We start from the raw sequence: 22,707 nt of genomic DNA, 5'->3' as shown, positions 1-22,707 counted from the left end.
TGAATTCTGAAACAAAGGGTGGCAATAAAGGAATGAAAACAGCAACTCAACTACAAGGCGGCTGCCTGTGCGGTGCCCTGCGCTACCGGGTATCGGCCGAGCCCTTTGACAGCGATTATTGTCACTGCAGCCAATGCCGCAAGAGCACAGGCGCGATGGCCGCCTGTTGGATGGATTTTAAGACCGATCAGGTCAACTGGCTCAAGGGCACGCCCAAGGAGTACGCCTCATCTGACACCATTCGCCGCGGCTTTTGCGACCAGTGTGGTACCAGCATCAGCTATCGCAGTACCGATTACCCAGATTACTACACCCTGAGCATCGCCTCGCTCGATAATCCAAACGCTGTGGCGCCCAGATATCATATTCACACTGATCAGCAGCCAGACTGGCTCATAATAAGCGATGACCTGCCCAGATACCGCCAGAGCCGCAGTCAGGGCTAATATTAAAACTACAGTCATGCAGGGATTAGATAACTACTTAATCGCAGCCTATCTAGCCCTAATTATCTCAATAGCTTTTTCCACTAACTCATCCCTACCTTCCTTCACTCCTTCTATGGTTTGCTTAACCTCTAAATCCGGAATAATACCTACTCTTTGAGTTTCTCCACCGTCAGGATAATAAACTCCAATACCGGAAAAAGTCGTCCTTAATAAACCCGGCAGAGCAAAGCTCACAATGTTGCCATCTGCACCTGACGTTTTACTCCCTATTATCGTAGTGTCTCTACCCGCCCTAAATGCCATCGCAGTAAACTCGGCCTGACTTTGTGTATTTTCATTCACTAAGACAACTAGCTTTCCTTTAAAAGTCAATTCCGACGGTTTAAGAACCGCTACATTACCAACGCCAAACTCACCCGGGTTATTTATGTTTGGATAAGTGAATTTCGCGAATGCTCTTTTATCTTCCACGAAAAATGAACCCAAACTATACATTGATGGAGTGTTAGGATAATTTCGAATATCAATTATAATGCCTGCCGCATCCTTGAATTGATTTTTTATAGAATCCAAATCCTTTTTTTCAATGATGGCCAACGTAACGTAACCAATATCCCCATCGATAGTTTTATAGCTTTTTTCACCCGTAGGTTTGCGATACAACTGGAAAACGTGCAACTCTTCCTTTTTGAATAATTTTAGCGACGTATTACCCATTAACTTGTCGCGCCTAAAGCTTACATCTATTTTAGCCTTATTCGACCTCAACAAATCAGGAGCAATATCTCTTAGCCTTGAAGCCTCATTTGATGCCGGGTAATAACGCAGCTTATCCCTAACCAACTCTTCCACGGCGACACCATCGATCTCTGTAATAACATCGCCTATAGACAGGCCGCTCAGACGGGACATATCGCTGATATCACGCTTGTTTTCCGTGTAAAAATCTACAACAACAAGCTCGCCCTCAACAAACCTTGTGAAAACTGGAGGGTAAAATTCACCTCGCATTTTTTCAACTTCACCGCGACCAGCCCATAAATTAGCATGCGTATCCTTAAGCTCACCCATTAAAGATAGCGCCACTTTTTCATAATCTAACCGATTTTTTGCGCCTAGAAACAATGGAATATATTCAGCGAGAACACTACCCCACTCCTTTTCAGTCAGATGCTTATACGGAAAAAAATATTGAACCAAGTTCCAGTACCGGTATAAAGCTAATAACCTAAACCCATCATCTGGATACGGCATATTAGAATAAGCTTTTTCATTTGAAAAAATGACCCTCCGCCTACTGTCAGTGGTTACATAAAAGCTCGCGCCTTGTCTCCGGCCCTCATAGACCGAGTTCAATTTCTTGATTAGTTCTTTTGATAGACCGAATTCATAGAACCATCTATGATCTGGCTTCAGAACAGACTCCTGATTTGTCACCTTACAATCAATACACGGAGTCACCTTACCTAACCGATCGATCCAACCGACCAGACTCTTGTCTCTCTCCTGAACATCCACAGCTGAAAGATAATCGGGAAGAAACCTAAACAGTTCATAATCCCAGTTATAATCTCCCCTTGCCACATTTGGATGATGGTATTTCAGAAACCCCCACACCCTCCCTAAAAGGTCTAAGTTTATTAGTGTTGTCTCATCCAATCCCGACAAAACCAATATTGAACCAGAATCAAATTCGTCATCCTTATATGCGCGAGGAGTCTCACGTAGTTGAGAACTTGTTAATGGCTTATCGTCTATCAATATCTGAAGATCATCGAACCAAACTTTCCCATTACCCGATAACACACCACCAACTGTAATAGAAGAAGCATTTTTAAGATCGACATCCAAACTAATCTCAAATTCCCTCCAATCATTGTCACCAAATAACTTCTGTTCCCACATATTACTAAAGGCTTGATCAGGGTGAACGTTAAGCATCAAACCCGCCCATCCATCAGTAATTCCCTCAGTTTTCACTGCCCCCCTCAGCTTAATGTTTTGCCCCTTCGCTTTGAGCGCCAACCAATAACCAAAGGAGCCAGCGCCAGGATTACTTCCTTTAAACTCAACTGAAACGGATCTCTGCCCACGTTGAAAAACCTTATCGTCAACCGAAAAGCTATACCCAGTATCCCCTCCAGATACCCTCCACCCATCAGTGGGAAACTTATCATGGGTTTCGAAATCTAGGTCAGGTAAACTAGGCTTAGCCATCCCTCCGAACGCCGCTAACAAAGAAAGCAACAAAACCATGATACGTATATTTTTTTCCATTTTATTAACTTCCTGAATCCTTTACTTCTTGTACTATAACCATAGTAATCACTGCAGTGGACCTCGTTAATTAGACAGGTACTGTCAGGTTAAGCAATATCTTCGCGGTTATTGCATCCTAGCCGCATGAAAACTATCAATTCCGGCCATCGATATCCGGCTCAAATCATCAGTAATGCCGTTTAACTCACTCATCGATTCACACTCAGCTTGCGAGATATCGAAGAAATCCTAGCTTATCGAGGTATTCATGTTTCTTATGTGAATCGCCCCCTTGTTCTGGCCAAGTTGTAGCATTACTAAAATTTGGTCAATAGGCTTAGTAGTGCGTCTGCACAGAATGGGGCAGTTGATTCCCTCTTCACACCAAAAAAGTCAAATCGAAGAGACGTTAGATACGGGTGTAAGCACGCTTTTGGCTCTCGGCGGCATGGCCAAAAATGTTCCCTACATTTTTTGGCATTTCCAACATCCATGTAGGTCAGTACCGCCGTGAAGCCTATAGGGATATATTCAAACAACATCCGTGTTTAAATGCCCGTTCGGCATCCATGCCTCTCGTTCGTAAGCACGAAGCTGCGTTTCACTCACCGTCTCACAGGCGTAGCTGCACATAAAGCCTGCGGCAGGCAATAAGTATCCATGAAGGTATGGCCTACAAACAAACTCCCCTATACCAAATCCCGCCAAACACCAGGCAACAAAAAAGGAGCTAACCTTAGTCAGCTCCTTTTCAATCACCGCGCTATATTACGCGATTAATTAATTCAATTCCCACGCCCGATAACTCTTACCCTTGAGCTTACCTTTGACGATCTTATTGAGCGCCTTGCGCAGCACTTTACGATCCACCGCCACATAGGAGCGAAACTCGGTGATCTTAATCTTACCCACTTCACTGCCCTCGATGCCGTTGTCACCGGTGAGGCAGCCTAAGATATCGCCTGGACGTACCTTCTGTTTCTTACCACCATCGATCTGAATGGTGACCATTCTAGGCTGAGGCGGCAGGGTATTTAGCAGACTTTCGTCTGGTAACTCTTCGCCGTCTATCTCGCGGCCAATAAGGTCCGCCAGTAGTGTTATCTTGTAACCATCTTCGTGATTAAAGAAGGTGTAGGCCGCGCCCTTGCTGCCGGCACGTCCGGTGCGGCCGATGCGGTGAATGTGCACCTCTGTGTCATAGGCCACATGGTAGTTGACCACCATGTCTAAGGCGTCGATATCTAGGCCGCGAGCGGCTACGTCGGTCGCCACCATGATGTTGGCACTCTTGTTGGCAAACTTGAGCAGCATCTGGTCGCGATCCCGTTGCTCCAGATCGCCGTGCAGTGACACCACACTAAAACCGGCATTAATTAATTTCGCCGCCACATCTTTGGTTTCACGCTTGGTATTACAGAAGACCACAGCGCTCTCGGGGCGATGAGCCAACAGCAGAAGCTGCAGCGCCTTCATGCGATCATTGTTATTGCCGCACTCGTAGAAATGCTGCTTGATGCTCTCGCTGTCATGCTGGGCCTCGACCTTCACCATGAGGGGGTCGATCATGATCTGCTCGCTAAGCCCTTGGATCTGCTCGGGGAAGGTGGCGCTAAACAGCAGGGTTTGTCGCTCGCGCGGCACCGACTGCATGATGGCATCCAGCTCGCGCTGAAAACCCATCTCCAGCATACGATCCGCCTCGTCGAGCACCAACATGTTGACGTTGTCGAGATCTAAACGACCTCTGTCTAAGTGATCGATAATGCGTCCCGGGGTACCCACTATAATGTGGGCTCCGTGTTCCAACGAGCCAATCTGCGGCCCCATAGGCACACCACCACACAGGGTGAGGATCTTAATGTTATGAATACCGCGCGCCAGGGTGCGTAGCTCAGCCGCCACCTGATCTGCCAGCTCACGGGTAGGACACATCACCAGAGACTGAATACGAAAACGCTTCACATCCAGACGGTTAAGCAGCCCTAAACCAAAGGCGGCCGTCTTACCCGACCCCGTCTTCCCCTGACCTATGACATCCTGTCCATTGAGAATGGCAGGCAGACTCTGGGCCTGAATAGGCGTCATCTGATAAAAGCCTATGGATTGCAGGGTCTCAAGCAAAGCGGGTTTTAGCGGCAGGCTATCAAAAGCCCCGCTTGGCGTAGTAGCGTCAGATTGACTCACGGTAATGTCCTAATGATGTGTCTCGATGAGACTCGGCGGTCTCAAACACAAGTAATGCAAATAATAGATGGCCGCAGCCGTTGAGTCGGATCAAGGGCATGCGTGAATATGGCGGCGATTATAGCAGCAAATACTCACCAATGCTGCCTATTGGAAGGGAATTTAATCAAAGCCGCCGCGAACCGTCGCGGCGGCTATCGTGCTTATGCGGTGGCCAGTTCTGCGTCTGTGTCAGTCTTGGCATCGATACGCTTGATCACGGCGCCATAAACGATCAGAGAGACCGCCGAGATACTGGCGATAGCGGCAAACACATACCAGATGTAATGGGCGTGAGACGAAGCCTCAACCCAGGCGGAATGGTCGCTAAAGTTGCGTGGATCTGGGCAGTAGGCTTCCAGCAGGTATCCCGACAGACCAAAGCCCAGCAGCGAGCTGATGAAGGAGTGCAGGTGCGAAAAGCCCAAATAGAGCCCCTCTTCGCCCTTAGGCGCCTGCAACGAGAAGTACTCCAGGAAGCGCGGCGAGATAAAACACTCGGCCAAGCCCTGAAATACGATACCGACAATCATCATAGCCGCGATAGGGTGCATACCTAAGATGGTCTCAGTACCGGCAAACATGTTGCCCGATGCCATCAATAGTGCAGACACAGGCATGATAAACATCCCCACAGTCATAGAGGTCAGCGCGCTACGCTTAGCCATCATACCCGTGACCAAGCTGACGCAGAGGAATACCACCAGCGGATTCACGTTGGCGTACCAAGAAGGTGATGAGCCCTCACCGGCCATACGCAGCACATATTTTGGCATGGTGGCGTAGAGCTGATGCTGCACCATCCAGAAACCTGTAATGATCAGAATTAGCGCAATTAGACGCCCATTGGCGAGTACCTTAAGCAGCGCCTGCCAGATCTCACCCAGGCTCTTGCCCGAGCGATTCTCCTCTGTGCTCTTGAAGAACAAGAAGATACTGAAGAAGGCGATCAGCGTCATAGAGGCAGCGAAATAGTTAAGGTTAATCAAACCCAGATCGCCCATGGATTCACGCAGCGGCTTCACCACTGTCTTACCCGAGAAGGCGCCGATATTAACCATCATGTAGAAGATCGAGAAACCTTTGGCGCGGGTCTCTGTTGTGGTAGACAGCGCCACGGTACCTGTGATCACCGCCTTGATAAAGGAGCCTCCTATCATGATAACGATAAGGATAGGCACAATTGCCCAGCGGATATCTGCCTCTCTCAAGCCGTGATAAACCGTCTCCTTGCCATACTCCACCAGCCCCTGAGATTCGATCAGCGCCGGAAATATCGCCAGCGACGCATAGCCTATGGTTAACAGGCCAAACGCCAACAGCAGGGCGCCTCGAAAGCCAATCTTATCGGCTAACGCACCACTAAAGGTAGGTAAAAAGTAGAGACCCGCGGAGAATGAACCCGCCAGCCAGGCGGCTTCGACATCGCTAAAGCCAAGGATGCGTGACAGATAGAGGGTGATAACGATAAACACCCCATAATATGCCGCTCGTTCGAGCAGCTCGACACCGTTGGCGATCCAGAAAATTCTAGGAAAGCGCGGCGCCGCAGTGGACGTAGCTTTATTATTCATTTTTAGTCTTCCAGGCGAAAAAACACCTCAAACTACCCTGAGGCGAGCAAGGACGCAACCTTAGCGTCATGACAGGGATCAATTTTTACAAAAAGAAGCCAACAAACTGACCAAAAGACCATAACAAACGCCACCCAATGGGGGCTGAGGGAACGGAGGCAACCCTCAATGGCTGGTGCCAGACTGTCATTCTTGTTGACTGAGATGATAAGGCGCTAGCTCAGCACCATCGCATCAAAAGCGCTTTATCGCTATCATGTATCCAACGAAATGCCCACTTACAGCAGACATTTGAGAAAAATGAGCACAACGAATATCAGCAAACAGCAACTTATCGATCAACTCACGGCATGGCAGCAGGCCAAGATAGACAATGAAGAGTTACAAGACTGGATGGTGACCCATTATGATCCCGACGAGGTCAGCATAGGCCAGGGGGAGTGCGAATGGACGGTAGAGGCGATGAATATCGTGATGAACGAATATGAGATAGCCAAAACAGAGAAGTTCAGACAGGAAAACGCCCAGCTGGCGATCGACTTCGTTCTTGCCGATGAGGCGCGCTTTAACCAGACGCGCCACCTGTTTCTACAACAGGGCTTTCACGACTAGGGTTTAAACACGCCTATTACATCTCCGGTGGCCTGCTTGGCCACCTCGGCCTCGGCCTGCTGCTCACGGTAATCGCACTCGACGCACTCAACCGTCTCGACACCCTGCTCCTTAAACAACACTATGCTGTCCTGAGCCTGACACTTGGGGCACTTGGCACCGGCAACGAAACGTTTCTTGACTCTCACTTTACTCACGCTTGACTCAACCTGTGGTGATGATAACTCTGACGATAGGGACATTTTGCCATAAGCAAGCGTAAAACACCCTATCGGATTCAAAATCTCCCCGCTAAAGAGTGGTAAGCAACACCCCAACTGGGCTATCATCCCAAGCTTATTAATCCTTAGCTATGCATCAAGTCGACCTCAATGATCACCATTTCCCAAGCGCAACTTATTCGCGGCTCCAAGACCCTATTGGATGAAGCCTCTCTGACCGTCTATCCCGGCCACAAAGTGGGTTTGGTGGGTGCCAATGGCACGGGCAAATCATCTCTGCTGGCGTTGATCATGGGGCAGCTTAGTCTGGATAAGGGCGAGATCAGCGTGCCATCGGGTTGGCAAATAGCCACCGTTGCGCAGGAGACCCCGGCATTAGATGTCAGCGCCCTGGAATATGTGATTGACGGCGACAGAGAATATCGCGAGCTGGAACAAGCCCTGAACAAGGCCCAGCTTGAGGATAACGGCCACCAAATCGCCCTGCTCCACGGCAAGATAGACGCCATTGGCGGCTACAGCATACAGTCACGCGCCGCCAGTCTGCTGGCCGGTCTAGGCTTTAGTGAAGCCGAGCAGGGTAATCCGGTGAAGAGCTTCTCAGGGGGCTGGCGCATGCGCCTCAACCTGGCTCAGGCACTGCTATGCCGCTCTGACCTCTTGCTACTGGACGAACCGACCAACCACCTCGACTTAGATACCATGTACTGGCTGGAAAGCTGGATCAAGGCCTACCAAGGCACGCTGGTCCTCATTAGCCACGACAGAGACTTTATCGACGCCATCGTCGACGAGATAGTCCATGTTGAGCACCATAAGCTCAACTTCTACAAGGGCAACTACACTTCCTTCGAGCGGATCCGCGCCGAGCGCATGGCTCAGCAACAGGTCGCCTTTGAGCGCCAACAGAAAGAGCGTGCCCATATACAATCTTTCGTCGACCGTTTCCGTTACAAGGCCAGCAAGGCCAAACAGGCCCAGAGCCGCCTTAAGGCGCTGGAACGGATGACAGAGCTGCTGCCGTCTAAGGCCGACAGCCCTTTCTATATGTCATTTCGCGCCCCCGATGCCCTGCCGAATCCTTTGGTGAAGATGGAGCAGGTCTCGGTCGGCTATGGCGACACGCCTATCTTAAACCATGTGCACCTCAACCTGGTGCCCGGAGCCCGTATCGGCCTGCTGGGACGCAATGGCGCAGGTAAGTCGACGCTGATTAAGCTACTGGCGGAGCAGCTCAAGCCCATGAGCGGCATTTACGAAACCAACCCAGGCCTCAATATCGGCTACTTCGCCCAGCATCAGCTGGAATTTCTGCGCCTGGATGAGTCGCCACTGCAGCACCTGACGCGACTCGCCCCCACACACAGAGAGCAAGAACTGAGAGACTTCCTCGGCGGTTATGGCTTTAACGGCGACATGGCACTCTCGCCAGTTCGTCCCTTCTCCGGCGGCGAAAAGGCCCGTCTGGTGCTGGCGCTGCTGGTGTGGCAACGACCTAACCTGCTGCTACTCGATGAGCCCACCAACCACTTGGATCTCGAGATGCGTCACGCCCTGACCATGGCCCTGCAATCCTTCGAAGGTGCCATGATCATCGTATCCCACGATAGACACTTGCTGCGCCTGAGCTGTAGTGACTACTACCTGGTGGATGGCGGCGAGGTGAAGAGCTTCGATGGCGATCTCGATGACTACCATCAATGGTTGCTGGACGCCGCCAAAGAGGCCAATAAACAGGCCACCTCACTTGAGGCCACGCCGGCTCAGGACAAGAAGCTGCAGAAACGCCTGGAAGCCGAGCTGAGACAGAAGCTGTCACCGCTGAAAAAATCCCAGGCCAAGCTGGAGAAGGTACAGCAAGAGTGCAGCGACAAGCTGGCCGAGCTGGAAAATCTGCTGGCTGATACCAGTCTGTATGAGGCCGACAACAAGGCCAAACTGACCCAGATCCTGGCCGAGCGTACCGCGCACACCCAGACACTGGAGGCCAGTGAGATGGAGTGGCTCGAACTGCAAGAGACCATCGAAGCCATAGAACAAGAAGCCAAGGCGCTGGGCTAACCCCCAACGCTAAGGTCAACACTCAGGCCGACACAACAAGGATGAACCATGAGCCATGTTAATCATTTCGACGCCTCCCTTTGGCAGACCTGTGACCGCCTCTATGAGAAGGGGCAACTGCTCTATCTCAAGTTGCAGGATGATTATGGCCTCAACGTCAACCTATTGCTGCTGGCCCAGTGGCTCGACGAGCAACACTATTACCTGAGCGATCAAGACTGGCAAGAGTTAGCCGACCAGGTGGCAGCTTGGGAAGAGAAGGTACTCAAGCCCTACCGCAGGCTGAGAAAGCTAAGCAAACATAATCTGGCCAAGGCAGAGTATCAGCAGATGCTAGAGGTTGAGCTGATGCTGGAGCGCAAGTCACAGGCGATGATACTCCTCCAGCTCAGACAGCTGGCAAACGAGCAGCGCAGCGCCAACCTACCCCGCTATCTCGCCCTCTATCAGATAGATTTGAAGCAGTATCAGCAGTTGGCACAGACCCTAACGCCAATTAACTAAAAATTCATTGGACCAAGAATTCACTGGACTAAGGATTCACTGGACTAAGAATTAACTGGCGGTCGCTCCCGTCAGCTCACTGGCCAACAGGCTGGCATTACGGGCGGTGATCCCATAGATAGAAAGCTGTGGGTTGGCCCCCAGGCTAGTGGGAAACAGCGAACCGTCCATCACAGACAGATTCTCCAGATAGTGGCTACGCCCTCGGCTATCGACCATCGCGAGCATCTTATCTTCGCCCATAGGGCAGCCCCCCATCACATGAGCCGAGGCCACCACAGTCTTAAGTGGAGCCAGCGTCATCTCGGCAATCGCCTCCTTGGCCGCCTGCCAGTTCGGCAGATAAGGCATACCTTCACTCATGGGCAATACCTTCTGCGCCCCGGCGGCAAATTGTAGCTCAGCCATACTGGCAAAGGCACGGCGCGCCGCACGCCAGAAGGCGTCGGTCAGCGGGTAGTCCAAGGTATAGCCCTTGTCGGTCAGCATCACCTGACCGCCAGGGCTGTCGGCGTGGTAACCATCGCGGATCAAGGCGATGGTTATCTGTAACTGATTAAACTGCGCCATCAGCTCGGCATGACTCAGGCCATAGCCCAGGGACTTAGAGGCGATCAACACGGGATGAATAGGCGGCACTTCCAGCTTATAGCCCAGCTCACCGTCGGCACCATCTTGCCAGACAAACTGATCCGAATAGATGGACTGGGGCGCGCCACTATGACCATTAATGGCATCGTTAAACAGGGCGCCGCTGAGCACGGTCGGGTGAAGGAAAGTCCGCTTACCCAAGATCTGCTGTGGATCGGCGAGGCCAGAGCGCATCATCAGCGCAGGCGTGTGGATGGCGCCGCCGCTCAAGATATAGTGCTTGGCCTTAAACATCAGTTGTACGCCGTTAGGGCGCAGTGATTCGTTCAGCGCCTGGGCCTTGAGGGCATACACCTTGTCGTTGTGATGCTCTATCTTATGCACCTTGGCACGACTGACTAAGGTGGCACCACGGTCCAGTGCCGCAGGAATGGTGGTGATCAACATCGACTGCTTGGCATTAACCGGACAGCCCATGCCGCAATAGCCGGTATTCCAGCAGCCAGCCACATTACGCTTAATGACAGTGTATTCCCAACCGAGCGCCTCACAGCCTTGCTTGAGCGCCATATTGTTGCGATTAGGCTCAAAAGGCCACTCAGTGATATTGAGCCGCTGCTCCATCTTATCGAACCAGGGCGCCAACTCCTCTTTGGAAAAACCTGTCACCGACTTGTGCTCAGCCCAAAACGCCAGTGCATTCTCTGGGGTGCGGATCGAGGTGGTCCAGTTAATGGTAGTAGAGCCCCCTACCGCCCGCCCCTGAAAGATGCCGATCGCCTTGTCTTTGGTCTTCATCGACGCGGCCTGCTGGTAGAGATTGGGGTAAGCGCGGCGCTCCTCCATATTGAAGCTTTGCGACGATTTCAGCGGCCCGCCTTCGACAATAATCACAGTAAGGCCCGCCTCGGTCAGTATCTCGGCCGCCACGCCGCCACCGGCGCCGCTACCAACGATGACAACATCGGCCTCCAAGGTGCTGTTTTCGGTGAGCTGGCTGGCATCAATATGCTGCCACCCCCTGGCTAAGCCGCTTACTATGGGATCTTCAATGGCCAATATTGCTCCTTTGCCCTGAGATTAAGGGCTTATTCTTATGCGCTAACTATATGGAATTGTTCGTTACCCAAACAAACTGGGCTTCTCGTAATTTAGGCGTTTCCAATGTTCGGGGCAGCTATAGTAACTGGCCATCACTAACTCCCTCAGCCCCTGATAGGCGGTAACCATAAGGTCGAGAAAACTGGTTCGCCAAGCCTCTAACATGGCCACTAATTCTTGAGGCTGCCTCATCAGTAGTGGGGTCATATTCCCCGTAAGCAGCAAAAGCCCCAGGCGCGATTCCAGCAGCTCTAAAAGTTGTTCAAGTTCATCGCGGGAGTCATCGGGCAAGAGATCCATGGTTGCCACTATGGCATCTAGGGTGCGATTTTGCGCCGCTACCCTTAGCGACTGAGTATCGGGTAAGGCGCCATCGAGAAACACGGGCACCAGAAGGCTGAAGAGCAGTCGGTGGGATTGATCCAAGGAGGCACTCACTCTCACCTGCGGTGGATGATATAGGTTCACCCCCAGGGCTAAGGCGCCTGTGCCCACCAGGGCCGTGGTCAGAAAGGTGCGTCGGTTCATCTTATTCCCTGTGCTCTGTCATTGACGATATCCTATGAGCCGTCCTTAGGGAGCAAGGGCGCGCTCTAAATTATGTTACACTAGCCACACATCTAGTAATTAAACATACGTTTTAATTTTCGGCAATAGCGATTTATGACCCAGCGTACCTTTACGCCCCCCTGGTGGGCAAGAAATCCTCATGTGCAAACCATCTTGCCCGTTCTGAGAAAAGTGGATAAACCCAGCTTAATCCGTCAACGGCTGGAGCTGGAAGATGGCGACTTTATCGATCTCGACTGGTTAGCCAAACCCGCCCCAGGTGAGCCCATAGTGGTGATAGTGCACGGACTCGAAGGCAGCGCCGATTCACACTATGCCAGACGCCTGTTAAGCCGACTAAGTCAGGATGGTGTCAGCGCCTTGGTGCATCACCACCGCAGCTGCTCCGGAGTCACTAATCGCCTCGCCCGCAGCTATCACAGCGGCGATACGCAAGATCTACACACCACACTGAGCATGCTAAAACGAGACTATCCCAACTCACCACTGCTGGCGGTGGGTTACAGCCTGGGCGGTAACGTGCTGGCCAAGTATCAGGGCGAACAAGGCGCCGACAGTCTGGTAGAGCGCGCCGTGGTGATCTCGGCGCCGCTGCAGCTGGGCGCCTGTGCCACCCGGCTTAAGCGTGGTTTTTCTAAGGTATATCAAAGCTATCTCATCAAGCAGCTACAGCAGAAGGTTCGCGACAAGTTGGCCATGGAGACACTGAGCGCTCAGATGCCGGTCACCCCTGCCGAAGTCGACAGCCTGACCACCTTTCATCGTTTCGACGACAGGATCACGGCGCCGCTGCACGGCTTTAGCGGCGTGGAAGACTATTACCACAGAGCCAGCGGCCTGCCCTACCTTAGCCAGGTGGCTAAGCCGACTTTAGTGATCCACGCCAAGGACGATCCCTTCATGACAGATGAAGTGATCCCTAGCCAAGAGGCCTTGTCGCCTCAGGTTACCTATGAGCTACATCAGCAAGGGGGTCATGTGGGCTTTATCGACGGCGGTCATCCGCTCAAACCCAGGTTTTATCTGGAACAACGTATAGTTAACTTTCTCCTGGAGGCAGCATGTTAGTCCCCTATGAGGCGCTTTTGCAGCTCCCCGGCGACACCCTGGATAATCTGATCAAGGAGTTCCTCTTCGCGCAGACCGAAGATGGCAGTTTCGCCAGCCTGGATGACGCGGCGTTGACCCATGCCATCAAGCAGTGTCGTCAGGCACTGGCCCGCAATGAACTCGTTGTGGAGTACAGTGAAGAGGATGAATCTATCGCCATTCGTCATAGACAAAATACCCTGGCGTCATCGGGGCGAAATGATGGTCCTTATTGACCTTTAGGTTCTCCGTGCCGTATAACTATTGATTCACAAATGCTTTTGAAAAGGCGTGGCTTTAGCGCTTTTAGGTAGGAACATGTCAGCCAAACACCCAATTATTGCCGTCACCGGCTCCTCTGGAGCAGGTACCACTACGACCACGACGGCATTCAGTCATATCTTTCGTCAGCTGGGGATCAACGCCGCGATGATAGAGGGCGACAGCTTTCACCACTACACGCGTCCCGAGATGGAGCTAAAGATCCGCCAGGCGCAAAATGAAAACCGTAATATCAGTTATTTCGGCCCAGAGGCCAACGACTTTGCCAGGCTCGCACAGTGCTTTAGCGATTACAGTGCCACCGGACAGGGCGAAACCCGCTCCTATCTTCACACCTTCGATGAGGCGGTGCCCTTTAACCAGATGCCTGGCACCTTTACTCAATGGCGCCCACTGCCGGAAAATACCGACATGCTCTATTACGAGGGGTTACATGGGGGCGTAGTGACCGAAGATTGCGATGTGGCTCAGCATGTGGATCTCCTCATTGGCATGGTGCCAATCGTTAACTTGGAGTGGATTCAAAAGATCATTCGCGACACTTCAGACAGAGGACACAGCCGCGAAAAGGTGATGGGATCTATCGTGCGCAGCATGGAAGATTACATCAATCATATGACGCCGCAGTTCTCCCGTACCCATATCAACTTCCAGCGGGTACCCACGGTCGATACCTCTAACCCCTTTAGTGCCAAGACCATCCCCAGCCTGGATGAAAGCTTCGTGGTGATCCGTTTTCGCGGCATCAAGAATGTCGATTTTCCTTACTACCTGAAGATGATCGACGGCTCCTTTATGTCGCGCATCAACACTCTTGTGGTACCTGGTGGCAAGATGTCGCTGGCGATGGAACTGATCCTGACGCCCTTGATCCGCGATCTCATGGAGAAGCGTCAGCACCTTTTGGATCTCGATAACGAGTAATATTTCGGCAAATAGGTGAAGTTCAGCGAGAGTGAGTTTCACTTAAGCTTTATTTAAGTCAGCTCACATAGAATGTTTGCTATCGGGATTTCAGGCGAAAGACTGATAGTTAGTATACTCTTGGGAGTGAATTCCCCCATCTTGATCTGTTTGCTTCCTTGAGTATGCTAGCGTCCCGACACTCTTCCAGCGATACCACTCCAAAGCTAAATTATCTAATTCGTCGCCCTTGATATTCAGCGTTTCCGCCAAATGAGCAATGATTTCCCTAGGCGTTGCCCAGCGATAGGCATAAAAAAACGCCAACTTGCGTCGGCGTTTACGGCTAGATCTTTACAGCGAGAACACACTCATTACTGCGACAGTGGCACCACTTCACGGTAAGGTTTTTGCTGACGATAGTTTTCCAGTCTTAACTCAAACTCATCTGACTTATCATACTCTGCCGTCTGCTTGAGCGCCTTTATCGCTTGCTTTTGCAAGTCGACCGCCGAGCTGTAGTCACCAATTTCGGCATAGGCAGCGGCTAGGTTATCCAGATTGGTGGGGTCTTGGCTGTTCGCCGCGACCAAGCCCTTACCGATTGCCAGCGCTTTTCCGCCATCACGGTACTTGGCCTCGGGACAGGTAGAGAGAATCCACACCACATTGCCCAATGAGATCTCATCGCCCACCGCCAGGAAGTGGTCCACCGCCTTACCGCAATTGCGTGTCACACCGTGACCACCGGCGGCATAGATGAACCCCAAACGAAACTGAGCCCACTTGTCATTCTCACTGGCAAGGCTTAGATACCATCGCTCGGCCAAGGCAAGATCCCGCGGGATGATCTTACCGTCAAAGGCCAGATCCGCTATGGTCTGAGCCGCCTTCTTGTGACCAATTTCGGCAGCGCGTTCAACCCAAGTGGCACCTAACTGCGGATTGGGATCGACGAAACGACCAGAGAGATACATAAGGCCGAGCAGAAACTGGGCCTCAGACTCTCCTTGAGTCGCCTTAAGTTGAATATGGGCTAACTTACTGGCGGGCTCTGCCGCGGCGGTTGCGGGAATTGAAAACGCCATGGCTTGCTGATGCAAGGCAAACAGGGCGAACAGACCGGTAGCCAGTTTCCAAACATGCTTTGTCACGATTCAAGACTCTCCTTCACCAGTTCGTGTTATCAGCTAACAGACACGAAATAGCCACAACGTTAAGGTTCCTCTGTCCAAGGATTTACAGGGACGCAGAGGCTAACACTACCAATAATCTCCCGGCTAAGTCGAGTAAAAACCGCATTTTAATGCATGAAAATCACTAGCTTTATCTCCTGAAAGCACAGCAAGATCTTAGACAGATGTGATATGGGCAGCATTGTCAGCCAAATAAACAGGGCACCGTACGGTATTAGTTGACATATATTACTAATGTATCAAAATAAACTCCCACTATTGAGAGCAAGTTAAATTACGTTACCCGCTGCATACTTATTGCAATAATTTGATCTCTGACGAGGTTTTTGGGGTCTAATTGACGTAGTCTGCTTATTTAGCATATTCTTGTATTTACATTAATCAGTCGAGGAACACAGGCATGGCTCTGATTGGTAAGCCTAAACCGGATCCAACATTGGAATGGTTTTTATCACACTGTCACATTCATAAATACCCAGCCAAAAGCACTCTGATCCATGCAGGTGAAGACTCCGATACTCTGTATTACATAGTAAAAGGTTCTGTCGCCGTCTTGATTAAAGATGAAGAAGGCAAAGAGATGATCCTCTCTTACCTAAACCAAGGTGACTTCATCGGTGAATTAGGTCTGTTCGAAGAGCAAGCTGAGCGTACCGCTTGGGTTCGCGCTAAACAAGCCTGTGAAATTGCCGAGATCTCTTACAAGAAATTTAAGCAGCTGATCCAGGTAAACCCTGAGATCCTGATGAAGCTCTCTTCTCAGATGGCTTACCGTCTGCAAAGCACCAGCCAGAAAGTGGGTGACCTTGCATTCCTAGACGTTGCTGGTCGCATCGCGCAGACACTGCTGCACCTAGCGAAGCAACCCGATGCCATGACTCACCCTGATGGTATGCAGATCAAGATCACTCGCCAAGAAATTGGTCAGATCGTTGGCTGTTCACGCGAAACTGTGGGTCGTATTCTCAAGATGCTTGAAGAGCAGAACTTGATCCAAGCCCACGGCAAAACTATCGTGGTTTATGGCACCCGCTAAGCTAACGTTAAGTTAGATTTAATAGATCTTAGTTAAAGTGGTCTGACTCCTTGTCAGGCCATTTTTTTTAGGACAGCATCAGTGAAACCGACAGCCGTAGCCAGCACACTCATGCTTATCGTCAGCTCACTGTTAAGCCCTGCCGTAAACGCTGCCATCGAACTGGAACACAACCAGGCCAAACAACTGGTCAGCGAAGGTAAAATTCTCTCTCTCGATCTCACCCTCAGCCAGGTACAGGCCTACTGTGATGGCAAACTGGTCGATGCCCACCTGTTCCATGCCCAGGGCAGATGGCAATATGATCTGCAGATCAAATCCGCAAACGGTGAACTCATCTCCCTCGATATTGACGCTACCACTGGCCAACATCAGACGGGTAAGCCCCTGCCAGACGCCTGCGTACCGCACAAAAACTAGCGCTAAAATATCCGCTTAAGACGAAAAAGTGTATTATCAATCGAGGCGTCCGATTTAAAGCGCCTCAAGAACTAGATTCAGTGCGACAACGCTAAGGTAGAAAGAAACGATGAAATTGCTGCTGGTTGAAGACAACACCCTACTGGTCGAAGAGCTTGCCAAACAGCTGAAACAGGCTGGTTATGTTACCGATGTCACCGATAGAGCCGCCGAAGCCGACTACCTCATCAAAGAGACCCACTACGACTGCGTCATCCTGGATATCGGCCTGCCCGATGGCAATGGTTTGCAGCTATTGGAAACCTGGCGCAACCAAGGCATTAACACGCCAGTGATCATGCTCACCGCACGCAGCCAATGGCATGAGAAGGTCGAAGGTTTTAACGCCGGCGCCGACGATTATCTGGGTAAACCCTTCCACAGCCAGGAGCTGCTGGCGCGTATTCATGCGCTGATCAACCGCGCCCATGGCAAGACCAACACCGCCACCAAGGAGCTGAGCTTCGAAGGCGTGACCTTAGATGAAGGGCAGCAGAGTGTCACCGTAGGCGAGCAACATTTTGAACTCACCGCCATGGAGTTCCGCCTGCTGAAGATCTTCCTGATGTCACCCAAGAAACTGCTCTCCAAGGCCCAGCTGACAGACAAGCTGTACCAATTTGACGACGAGAAAGAGAGTAACGTGGTCGAGGTCTATGTAACCCACCTACGTAAGAAGCTAGGCAAAACGGCCATCGAGACTCGCCGTGGACAGGGTTATATTTTCCATGGCCTGAAACCATGATATCAATCCGCACTAAGCTCAGCCTCTGGCTGTCAGCCTTAGTCATCATCTCCACCTTCGTGGCGATCGTTATCTTCGAGTCCATGTTACGCCAGGCGTTTCATGACTCGATTATCGATCGTCTTGAAGAAGACTTAGAACAAGTATTACTGGCGATACAGCTCGACAACGGCGATATCAGCATTGACCCCAGCCAGGTCTCTAACTTCTATAAACCCGTCTATTCCGGGCGTTATTACCAGCTAAATCTCAAAGATATCGAACTCAGGTCCCGCTCCTTGTGGGATCAGCGTCTAGAGATACAACCGCTGCCCAAGGGACAGACACGTGTCTGGCAAACTAAGGGGCCGCAAAACCATGATATCCAGCTACTGTCGCTAGGACTTAGCAGTGCCGACGCCAAGGTACAGGCAACGCTCACGGTCGCCCAGGATCTCAGTATCGGTCGTCAGGTATTTTCCCAGGTGTATGGCACTAAGCTGTCGGTCAACCTCGCCATGTTACTGGCCATGGTGGCGGGGATCTTTATTCTGCTAAGACAATCCTTCAAACCGATCAACGACATGCAGCAGGCTCTGATGAAACTCAGAGAGGGCGAGATCACGGCGCTTGAGGTCAATAAGATCCCACCTGAACTGGCTCCCCTGGCGCAGACCTACAACGAATTGCTGCAGTATTCGAGCAAGCAGATGGAGCGTAGCCGCAATAATCTGGGCAACCTCAGTCATGGCCTTAAGACGCCGCTGGCGGTGATGCAGCAACAGGTGGAAGTCTTGGGGCTGAAAGATCCCGAGACCGCCAGCGCCATGCAGAATCAACTGGATCAGATCCACAAGATGATAGAGCGCAAGCTGGCGGCGGCGAGGATCACCGGCGACATGCTACCCGCGGCGCAGATGCAACTGCCTAAAGATCTGCAGGATCTTACGCAGACCCTCACCAAGGTCCACGGTCACAAGAGCATTGAGTGCCGCTTCAATCTGCCCGACCAACTCTGTCGCCTGCCCATTCACCGTGAAGACGGTATGGAGCTTATCGGTAACCTGCTGGATAACGCCTTCAAGTGGGCCAATCAAGAGGTCACAGTCTCGGCGAAATTAACCAAGGAGCAGATACTGCTCACCATAGAAGATGATGGCCCGGGTGTGGCTGACGATGCGCTTTGCCAGCTAACCCAACGAGGCAAGCGCCTGGATGAGGGCATTATGGGCCATGGGCTCGGCCTCTCCATCGTCAAAGACATTGCCGAGCAGTACGAGATAAGCCTGAACTTCGAGCATAGCCAACAACTCGGCGGCTTGAAGATCACCTTAGGCTTCAATGCCTAACATTCAGACATAAAAAAGCCGATGCAGTGCATCGGCTTTTTTTATCTGCCTAATATTAACCGGCGTTATTAGTGCTCTCGAAGATCTTATCCGCAGAGGCTGCCACAAAGCCTGTGTAAAGCTCGCCATCAGCCTTAGGGTAGCGCAAGGCAAACTCATAGAAACAGCTTGGAATCGTCTTCTGGGCATCTTTAAAGCTGACTTCAACCTTGTCCGCCATGGTGGATGACTGCTCCAGCAATACTTCAGCCGACCCTTTCACCTCGCCGCCGACACTGTTCAGCACGAAGTCGCCCTGCTTAAGGGTCTCGTTCACCTCGAGGATAGTGTTGTATCCAGGCAGATGGTTGATTGATACCGTAAAGTGGTTGGCACGGTAGCCGAAAGCCGCTACCCAAGCCGCATACTCGCTCTCTGCCAGTAACTGCTCATAGGTTGCATAATCCAGCTCCCAGTGACGACCAGAATAGAGGAAGTTATCCGCAGTGGTTGCGGCTTCGTCCACCTGCTCCACCAGGCCATGGACAATGGCTTGTAGCTCGGGGCTAAATGCCTCAACCATCAGCTCAGAGATAAACACCTTTGGCTGAGTTGGATCCGGATGCTCAAAGTGCTTGGCCTTTAGCTTCTTGGCTTCGAAGTCGTAATCGCCGCAGGCCACATAGCCCAGTGACTCGAAATGCTTAGCCAGAACACTCAGGTTCACCTTGGCAATGTTGAAGGTACGTAGGGCGATATGATCGTTGATGATGGTCTCACCCTTGGCCAGTAACTGGTGAACCTTGGCGGCTGAGGGGGTCATTTCAACATAGTCGTCCCATAGGGCGGCAAATAGCTGGTTTACATCGGTATGCATCAATTTCTTCCTTAACATCATCGTGTTACCGGTCGTTATCGCGCCGGTTTGTTTGTTTTCACGATATAAGTACAACGAGAGTTTTCGTGTACGCCTATAAAAATGGGAGCAGGCAAAATACCCACTCCCATGCTTGTTTTACTAAATAGTCAAACCTGGACTCAGGCTCGCTGGCATCGCCAGCGCATCGGCCTCGACCGAAGCCACTGGGTAGGCACAGTAGTCGGCAGCGTAAAAGGCGCTCGCTCTGTGGTTACCCGAGGCACCGACACCACCAAAGGGAGCCGAACCTGATGCGCCAGTGATCTGCTTGTTCCAATTGACGATACCCGCACGAATACGCGCCAGGAAATAATCGTAATCTTCACGGCTATCGGCCAAAATACCGGCTGAAAGACCATAGCGGGTGTTGTTTGCCAACCTGATCGCTTCGTCGAAATCAGTGTAACGCACCACCTGTAGCAGTGGACCGAAATACTCTTCATCAGGCAGTTCGATCACCTGAGTCACATCGATAAGACCCGGAGAAACCAGACCCGTTCCGGCTTCTAGGTGCTGCAGCTCAACCAGAGGCGTACCGCCTAAGTTAACCAAGTTACGCTGAGCTTCCACCATGCCTTTAGCCGCCGTCTCTGAGATCATAGAGCCCATGAAAGGCTGTGGCTGGGCATCCCAAGGGCCAACCTTGATCTGCTTAACCGCCTCAACAAGTTGCGCTAACAAGGTATCGCCCTCGGCGCCCTTCTGTACGTATAGACGACGAGCACAAGTGCAGCGTTGCCCCGACGAGATATAGGCCGACTGAATAATGTCATGCACGGCAGCCTTGGTATCCTTAACACCTTTGATGATAAGCGGGTTATTACCACCCATCTCAAGGGCCAGGATCTTACCCGGATGACCCGCATATTGCTGATGCAGGATATGACCTGTGCGAGAGCTACCGGTAAAGAAGAGGCCGTCGATTTGAGAGTGTGACGCCAGCGCCTTACCGGTTTCCACTTCACCTTGAACCAGGTTGATCACTCCAGCAGGCAGACCCGCCTTTTCCCACAGTTTAAGCATTAGCTCAGCCGTTTTAGGGGTTAGCTCAGAGGGCTTGAATACGACAGTATTACCCGCCAGTAGTGCAGGCACTATGTGGCCGTTAGGCAGATGACCCGGGAAGTTATAGGGGCCAAAAACAGCCACTACACCATGAGGCTTATGACGCAGCACAGCGCGACCCGCTGGTGTATCACTCTCGGTGGTACCGGTACGCTTATGGTAGGCCGCAACCGACAGACCGATCTTACCAATCATGGCACCCGCTTCGGTGGCGGTTTCCCACTGTGGCTTACCGGTTTCTTGAGCGATCACCTCGGCGATATCGGCTTTGTGAGCCTCTAGCTGATCGCGGTAGGCTTCAACAATCGCCAGACGTGCATCGAAACCCGACATAAACCAGTCGAACTGTGCGGCGCGAGCCGCCTCAACCGCTGCATTAACCTGTTCAGGTGTCGCCGTCTTGCTTTCCCATATGACTTCTTGATTTGCAGGGTTCTTCGAGACCACATCATGGCCCAGACCGGCAACCCACTGGCCGTTAATAAATTGACTCATCATAAATTCCTACATTGCCAAAACACGGATCTGTTCACCTTCGGCCACCAAGAGCGCACCGGCGAGTTCGGGGGAGAGGATCACCTCATCCGTTTCATCGCTGACCATCAATTTGGCCGAGGTTGCACGGTAACCCGCTAACAAAGTATTTGAGATAATAAAGCTACAGCTAGAGGCGGGCATTTCACCCAACTTAACCGTCAGCAGACGGCTCTCTCTGACCGAGCGAATGTCGTGAAGATTACACTCCACCGTCGGGCCACCATCGAAAATATCCACATAGCCACGACACCTAAAGCCTTCTGCCTGCAACAGGTTAAGCGCTGGACGAGTGTTAGTATGCACCTCGCCAATCACCTTTTGCGCCTCTTCTGGTAAAAGACAAACATAGACGCTGTTTTTCGGCATCATCTCGGCCATAAAGGCCTTCTGCCCCAGGCCAGACAGGTAATCTGCCTGCACAAAATCTATGCCCAGGAAATGCTTCTGCAACCAACCATAGAAAGGCGAGTTGCCCTCTGCGTCGCTCTCGCCACGCATCTCGGCAATCACAGTTTCACCGAAACGCTCGGCGTGCTGCGCCAGAAACAGGAAGCGGCTGCGAGACAGCATGCGGCCATTGTTGTTTTTACGATAGGAATCACGCAAAAACAGAGTACATAGTTCGGCGGCGCCAGTGTAATCATGACACAGGGTCAGAGTCTCCACTTCGTTGCGCACATCGATCTGCTCAGAGTAGTAGACCTCGGTACCCAGACGATAGTGATAGAAAGCATCGACCATGCCTACGGCGGCCTCGAGACCACAGGTACCGACCACTTCGCCAGTCTCTGTATCTTCCAGCACCATAAGATAACCTTCATCGAAGGGCTTCTCGATCTCCTTGACGAACGAGGCTTCAACGCGGGCAATCTTTTTTCTTAATAGTTCTTCATTGACTGGTAAAGACGTGAATCCATGTCCAGACTCGATAGCGATCTGATACAAGGCATCAAAATCGCTTGAGCGGATGGGGCGGATAATTAACATCTCTGAGTCTCCTC

At 51.6% G+C, this 22,707-nt stretch carries 21 protein-coding genes and 1 pseudogene; 12 read left to right on the top strand and 10 right to left on the bottom strand.

Translation table 11 applies throughout. The annotated features are described in order from the left end of the window. Positions 1-32: 32 nt before the first annotated feature. Complete coding sequence (locus CFF01_RS02945) at positions 33-446, top strand: GFA family protein (RefSeq protein WP_088905859.1); 414 nt, start codon at positions 33-35, stop codon at positions 444-446. 48 nt (positions 447-494) lie between these two features. Here the strand turns inward: CFF01_RS02945 and CFF01_RS02940 are convergent, their stop codons facing one another. Continuing rightward, positions 495-2,726, bottom strand: coding sequence for a S41 family peptidase (locus tag CFF01_RS02940; RefSeq protein WP_088903797.1), 2,232 nt, complete (start codon positions 2,724-2,726; stop codon positions 495-497). A 126-nt stretch (positions 2,727-2,852) separates the two neighbouring features. Between CFF01_RS02940 and CFF01_RS19405 the strand changes: the two are divergent. Further along, positions 2,853-2,987 (top strand): annotated as a pseudogene (locus tag CFF01_RS19405) (IS6 family transposase); the annotation flags it as partial. A gap of 501 nt (positions 2,988-3,488) precedes the next feature. Here CFF01_RS19405 and dbpA read toward each other — a convergent pair. Next, complete coding sequence (gene dbpA / locus CFF01_RS02935) at positions 3,489-4,895, bottom strand: ATP-dependent RNA helicase DbpA (RefSeq protein WP_088903796.1); 1,407 nt, start codon at positions 4,893-4,895, stop codon at positions 3,489-3,491. 203 nt (positions 4,896-5,098) lie between these two features. After that, the gene (locus CFF01_RS02930; protein WP_088903795.1) at positions 5,099-6,508 is read right to left on the bottom strand and encodes an MFS transporter; all 1,410 of its coding nucleotides are present in this window, start codon (positions 6,506-6,508) and stop codon (positions 5,099-5,101) included. A 300-nt stretch (positions 6,509-6,808) separates the two neighbouring features. Between CFF01_RS02930 and CFF01_RS02925 the strand changes: the two genes are divergently transcribed. Next, positions 6,809-7,120: a hypothetical protein gene (locus tag CFF01_RS02925; protein WP_088903794.1), complete on the top strand. Its 312-nt coding sequence runs from the start codon at positions 6,809-6,811 to the stop codon at positions 7,118-7,120. On the opposite strand, the gene CFF01_RS02920 is transcribed toward CFF01_RS02925, so the two are convergent. Beyond that, complete coding sequence (locus tag CFF01_RS02920; RefSeq protein WP_033538774.1) at positions 7,117-7,317, bottom strand: YheV family putative zinc ribbon protein; 201 nt, start codon at positions 7,315-7,317, stop codon at positions 7,117-7,119. The two genes, CFF01_RS02925 and CFF01_RS02920, sit on opposite strands and share 4 nt — an antisense overlap. A gap of 174 nt (positions 7,318-7,491) precedes the next feature. Between CFF01_RS02920 and CFF01_RS02915 the strand changes: the two genes are divergently transcribed. Together CFF01_RS02915 and CFF01_RS02910 are read left to right on the top strand one after the other, a co-directional pair. Then, positions 7,492-9,402 (top strand): ABC transporter ATP-binding protein, encoded by a 1,911-nt coding sequence (locus CFF01_RS02915; protein WP_088903793.1) that lies wholly within the window; start codon positions 7,492-7,494, stop codon positions 9,400-9,402. A 48-nt stretch (positions 9,403-9,450) separates the two neighbouring features. Beyond that, complete coding sequence (locus CFF01_RS02910) at positions 9,451-9,906, top strand: TIGR02444 family protein (protein ID WP_033538717.1); 456 nt, start codon at positions 9,451-9,453, stop codon at positions 9,904-9,906. A 51-nt stretch (positions 9,907-9,957) separates the two neighbouring features. Here the strand turns inward: CFF01_RS02910 and CFF01_RS02905 are convergent, their stop codons facing one another. Both CFF01_RS02905 and CFF01_RS02900 read right to left on the bottom strand, forming a co-directional pair. Further along, a complete protein-coding gene (locus tag CFF01_RS02905) occupies positions 9,958-11,556 on the bottom strand; it encodes a GMC family oxidoreductase (protein WP_088903792.1) in 1,599 nt (532 codons plus the stop codon). Between the two features lie 63 nt (positions 11,557-11,619). After that, positions 11,620-12,126, bottom strand: a complete 507-nt coding sequence (locus CFF01_RS02900) for a twin-arginine translocation signal domain-containing protein (RefSeq protein ID WP_088903791.1) — start codon at positions 12,124-12,126, stop codon at positions 11,620-11,622. Between the two features lie 135 nt (positions 12,127-12,261). On the opposite strand from CFF01_RS02900, the gene CFF01_RS02895 reads away from it, so the two are divergent. The 3 genes from CFF01_RS02895 (at position 12,262) to CFF01_RS02885 (ending at position 14,463) form a co-directional block, all read left to right on the top strand. Beyond that, on the top strand, positions 12,262-13,236 hold the full coding sequence (locus CFF01_RS02895; protein ID WP_088903790.1) for a hydrolase: 975 nt from the start codon (positions 12,262-12,264) through the stop codon (positions 13,234-13,236). Beyond that, positions 13,230-13,493, top strand: coding sequence for a YheU family protein (locus tag CFF01_RS02890; RefSeq protein WP_033538721.1), 264 nt, complete (start codon positions 13,230-13,232; stop codon positions 13,491-13,493). Before CFF01_RS02895 ends, CFF01_RS02890 begins: the two co-directional genes overlap by 7 nt. Positions 13,494-13,575: 82 nt before the next feature. Next, positions 13,576-14,463 carry a phosphoribulokinase gene (locus tag CFF01_RS02885; protein WP_033538722.1) on the top strand — a complete coding sequence of 296 codons (888 nt, stop codon included), beginning with the start codon at positions 13,576-13,578 and terminating at the stop codon, positions 14,461-14,463. Between the two features lie 353 nt (positions 14,464-14,816). Here CFF01_RS02885 and CFF01_RS02875 read toward each other — a convergent pair whose 3' ends face one another. After that, positions 14,817-15,530 carry a tetratricopeptide repeat protein gene (locus CFF01_RS02875; RefSeq protein WP_283104802.1) on the bottom strand — a complete coding sequence of 238 codons (714 nt, stop codon included), beginning with the start codon at positions 15,528-15,530 and terminating at the stop codon, positions 14,817-14,819. A gap of 508 nt (positions 15,531-16,038) precedes the next feature. Between CFF01_RS02875 and crp the strand changes: the two genes are divergently transcribed. From crp to CFF01_RS02855, 4 genes are all read left to right on the top strand, one after another. Continuing rightward, on the top strand, positions 16,039-16,674 hold the full coding sequence (gene crp, locus CFF01_RS02870) for a cAMP-activated global transcriptional regulator CRP (protein WP_011864391.1): 636 nt from the start codon (positions 16,039-16,041) through the stop codon (positions 16,672-16,674). Between the two features lie 81 nt (positions 16,675-16,755). Beyond that, complete coding sequence (locus tag CFF01_RS02865) at positions 16,756-17,094, top strand: PepSY domain-containing protein (RefSeq protein WP_088903787.1); 339 nt, start codon at positions 16,756-16,758, stop codon at positions 17,092-17,094. A 109-nt stretch (positions 17,095-17,203) separates the two neighbouring features. Beyond that, a complete protein-coding gene (locus CFF01_RS02860; protein WP_033538723.1) occupies positions 17,204-17,878 on the top strand; it encodes a response regulator in 675 nt (224 codons plus the stop codon). Next, positions 17,875-19,206: an ATP-binding protein gene (locus CFF01_RS02855; protein ID WP_033538724.1), complete on the top strand. Its 1,332-nt coding sequence runs from the start codon at positions 17,875-17,877 to the stop codon at positions 19,204-19,206. Before CFF01_RS02860 ends, CFF01_RS02855 begins: the two co-directional genes overlap by 4 nt. Positions 19,207-19,261: 55 nt before the next feature. Here the strand turns inward: CFF01_RS02855 and CFF01_RS02850 are convergent, their stop codons facing one another. The 3 genes from CFF01_RS02850 to astA form a co-directional block, all read right to left on the bottom strand. Next, entirely contained in the window at positions 19,262-20,062 is an 801-nt protein-coding gene (locus CFF01_RS02850; RefSeq protein WP_033538725.1) for a DUF1338 domain-containing protein, read from the bottom strand. Between the two features lie 141 nt (positions 20,063-20,203). Further along, positions 20,204-21,664: a succinylglutamate-semialdehyde dehydrogenase gene (gene astD / locus CFF01_RS02845; protein ID WP_088903786.1), complete on the bottom strand. Its 1,461-nt coding sequence runs from the start codon at positions 21,662-21,664 to the stop codon at positions 20,204-20,206. Positions 21,665-21,673: 9 nt separating this feature from the next. Further along, positions 21,674-22,693, bottom strand: a complete 1,020-nt coding sequence (gene astA, locus CFF01_RS02840) for an arginine N-succinyltransferase (protein ID WP_033538727.1) — start codon at positions 22,691-22,693, stop codon at positions 21,674-21,676. Positions 22,694-22,707 lie beyond the last annotated feature (14 nt).

Source organism: Shewanella marisflavi, assembly GCF_002215585.1.
Taxonomy (GTDB): domain Bacteria; phylum Pseudomonadota; class Gammaproteobacteria; order Enterobacterales; family Shewanellaceae; genus Shewanella; species Shewanella marisflavi.
This window is presented reverse-complemented; position numbering and strand designations above follow the sequence as displayed.

Bases quoted from the DNA above. Each gene is read 5' to 3' on its own strand.
- CFF01_RS02890 (WP_033538721.1), top strand. From the start codon at position 13,230: ATGTTAGTCCCCTATGAGGCGCTTTTGCAGCTCCCCGGCGACACCCTG.
- CFF01_RS02895 (WP_088903790.1), top strand. From the start codon at position 12,262: ATGACCCAGCGTACCTTTACGCCCCCCTGGTGGGCAAGAAATCCTCAT.
- CFF01_RS02875 (WP_283104802.1), bottom strand. From the start codon at position 15,530: ATGGCGTTTTCAATTCCCGCAACCGCCGCGGCAGAGCCCGCCAGTAAG.
- CFF01_RS02860 (WP_033538723.1), top strand. From the start codon at position 17,204: ATGAAATTGCTGCTGGTTGAAGACAACACCCTACTGGTCGAAGAGCTT.
- CFF01_RS02885 (WP_033538722.1), top strand. From the start codon at position 13,576: ATGTCAGCCAAACACCCAATTATTGCCGTCACCGGCTCCTCTGGAGCA.
- astD (WP_088903786.1), bottom strand. From the start codon at position 21,664: ATGAGTCAATTTATTAACGGCCAGTGGGTTGCCGGTCTGGGCCATGAT.
- CFF01_RS02945 (WP_088905859.1), top strand. From the start codon at position 33: ATGAAAACAGCAACTCAACTACAAGGCGGCTGCCTGTGCGGTGCCCTG.
- crp (WP_011864391.1), top strand. From the start codon at position 16,039: ATGGCTCTGATTGGTAAGCCTAAACCGGATCCAACATTGGAATGGTTT.
- CFF01_RS02925 (WP_088903794.1), top strand. From the start codon at position 6,809: ATGAGCACAACGAATATCAGCAAACAGCAACTTATCGATCAACTCACG.
- CFF01_RS02915 (WP_088903793.1), top strand. From the start codon at position 7,492: ATGATCACCATTTCCCAAGCGCAACTTATTCGCGGCTCCAAGACCCTA.
- CFF01_RS02910 (WP_033538717.1), top strand. From the start codon at position 9,451: ATGAGCCATGTTAATCATTTCGACGCCTCCCTTTGGCAGACCTGTGAC.
- CFF01_RS02850 (WP_033538725.1), bottom strand. From the start codon at position 20,062: ATGCATACCGATGTAAACCAGCTATTTGCCGCCCTATGGGACGACTAT.
- CFF01_RS02940 (WP_088903797.1), bottom strand. From the start codon at position 2,726: ATGGAAAAAAATATACGTATCATGGTTTTGTTGCTTTCTTTGTTAGCG.
- CFF01_RS02900 (WP_088903791.1), bottom strand. From the start codon at position 12,126: ATGAACCGACGCACCTTTCTGACCACGGCCCTGGTGGGCACAGGCGCC.
- CFF01_RS02855 (WP_033538724.1), top strand. From the start codon at position 17,875: ATGATATCAATCCGCACTAAGCTCAGCCTCTGGCTGTCAGCCTTAGTC.
- CFF01_RS02930 (WP_088903795.1), bottom strand. From the start codon at position 6,508: ATGAATAATAAAGCTACGTCCACTGCGGCGCCGCGCTTTCCTAGAATT.
- astA (WP_033538727.1), bottom strand. From the start codon at position 22,693: ATGTTAATTATCCGCCCCATCCGCTCAAGCGATTTTGATGCCTTGTAT.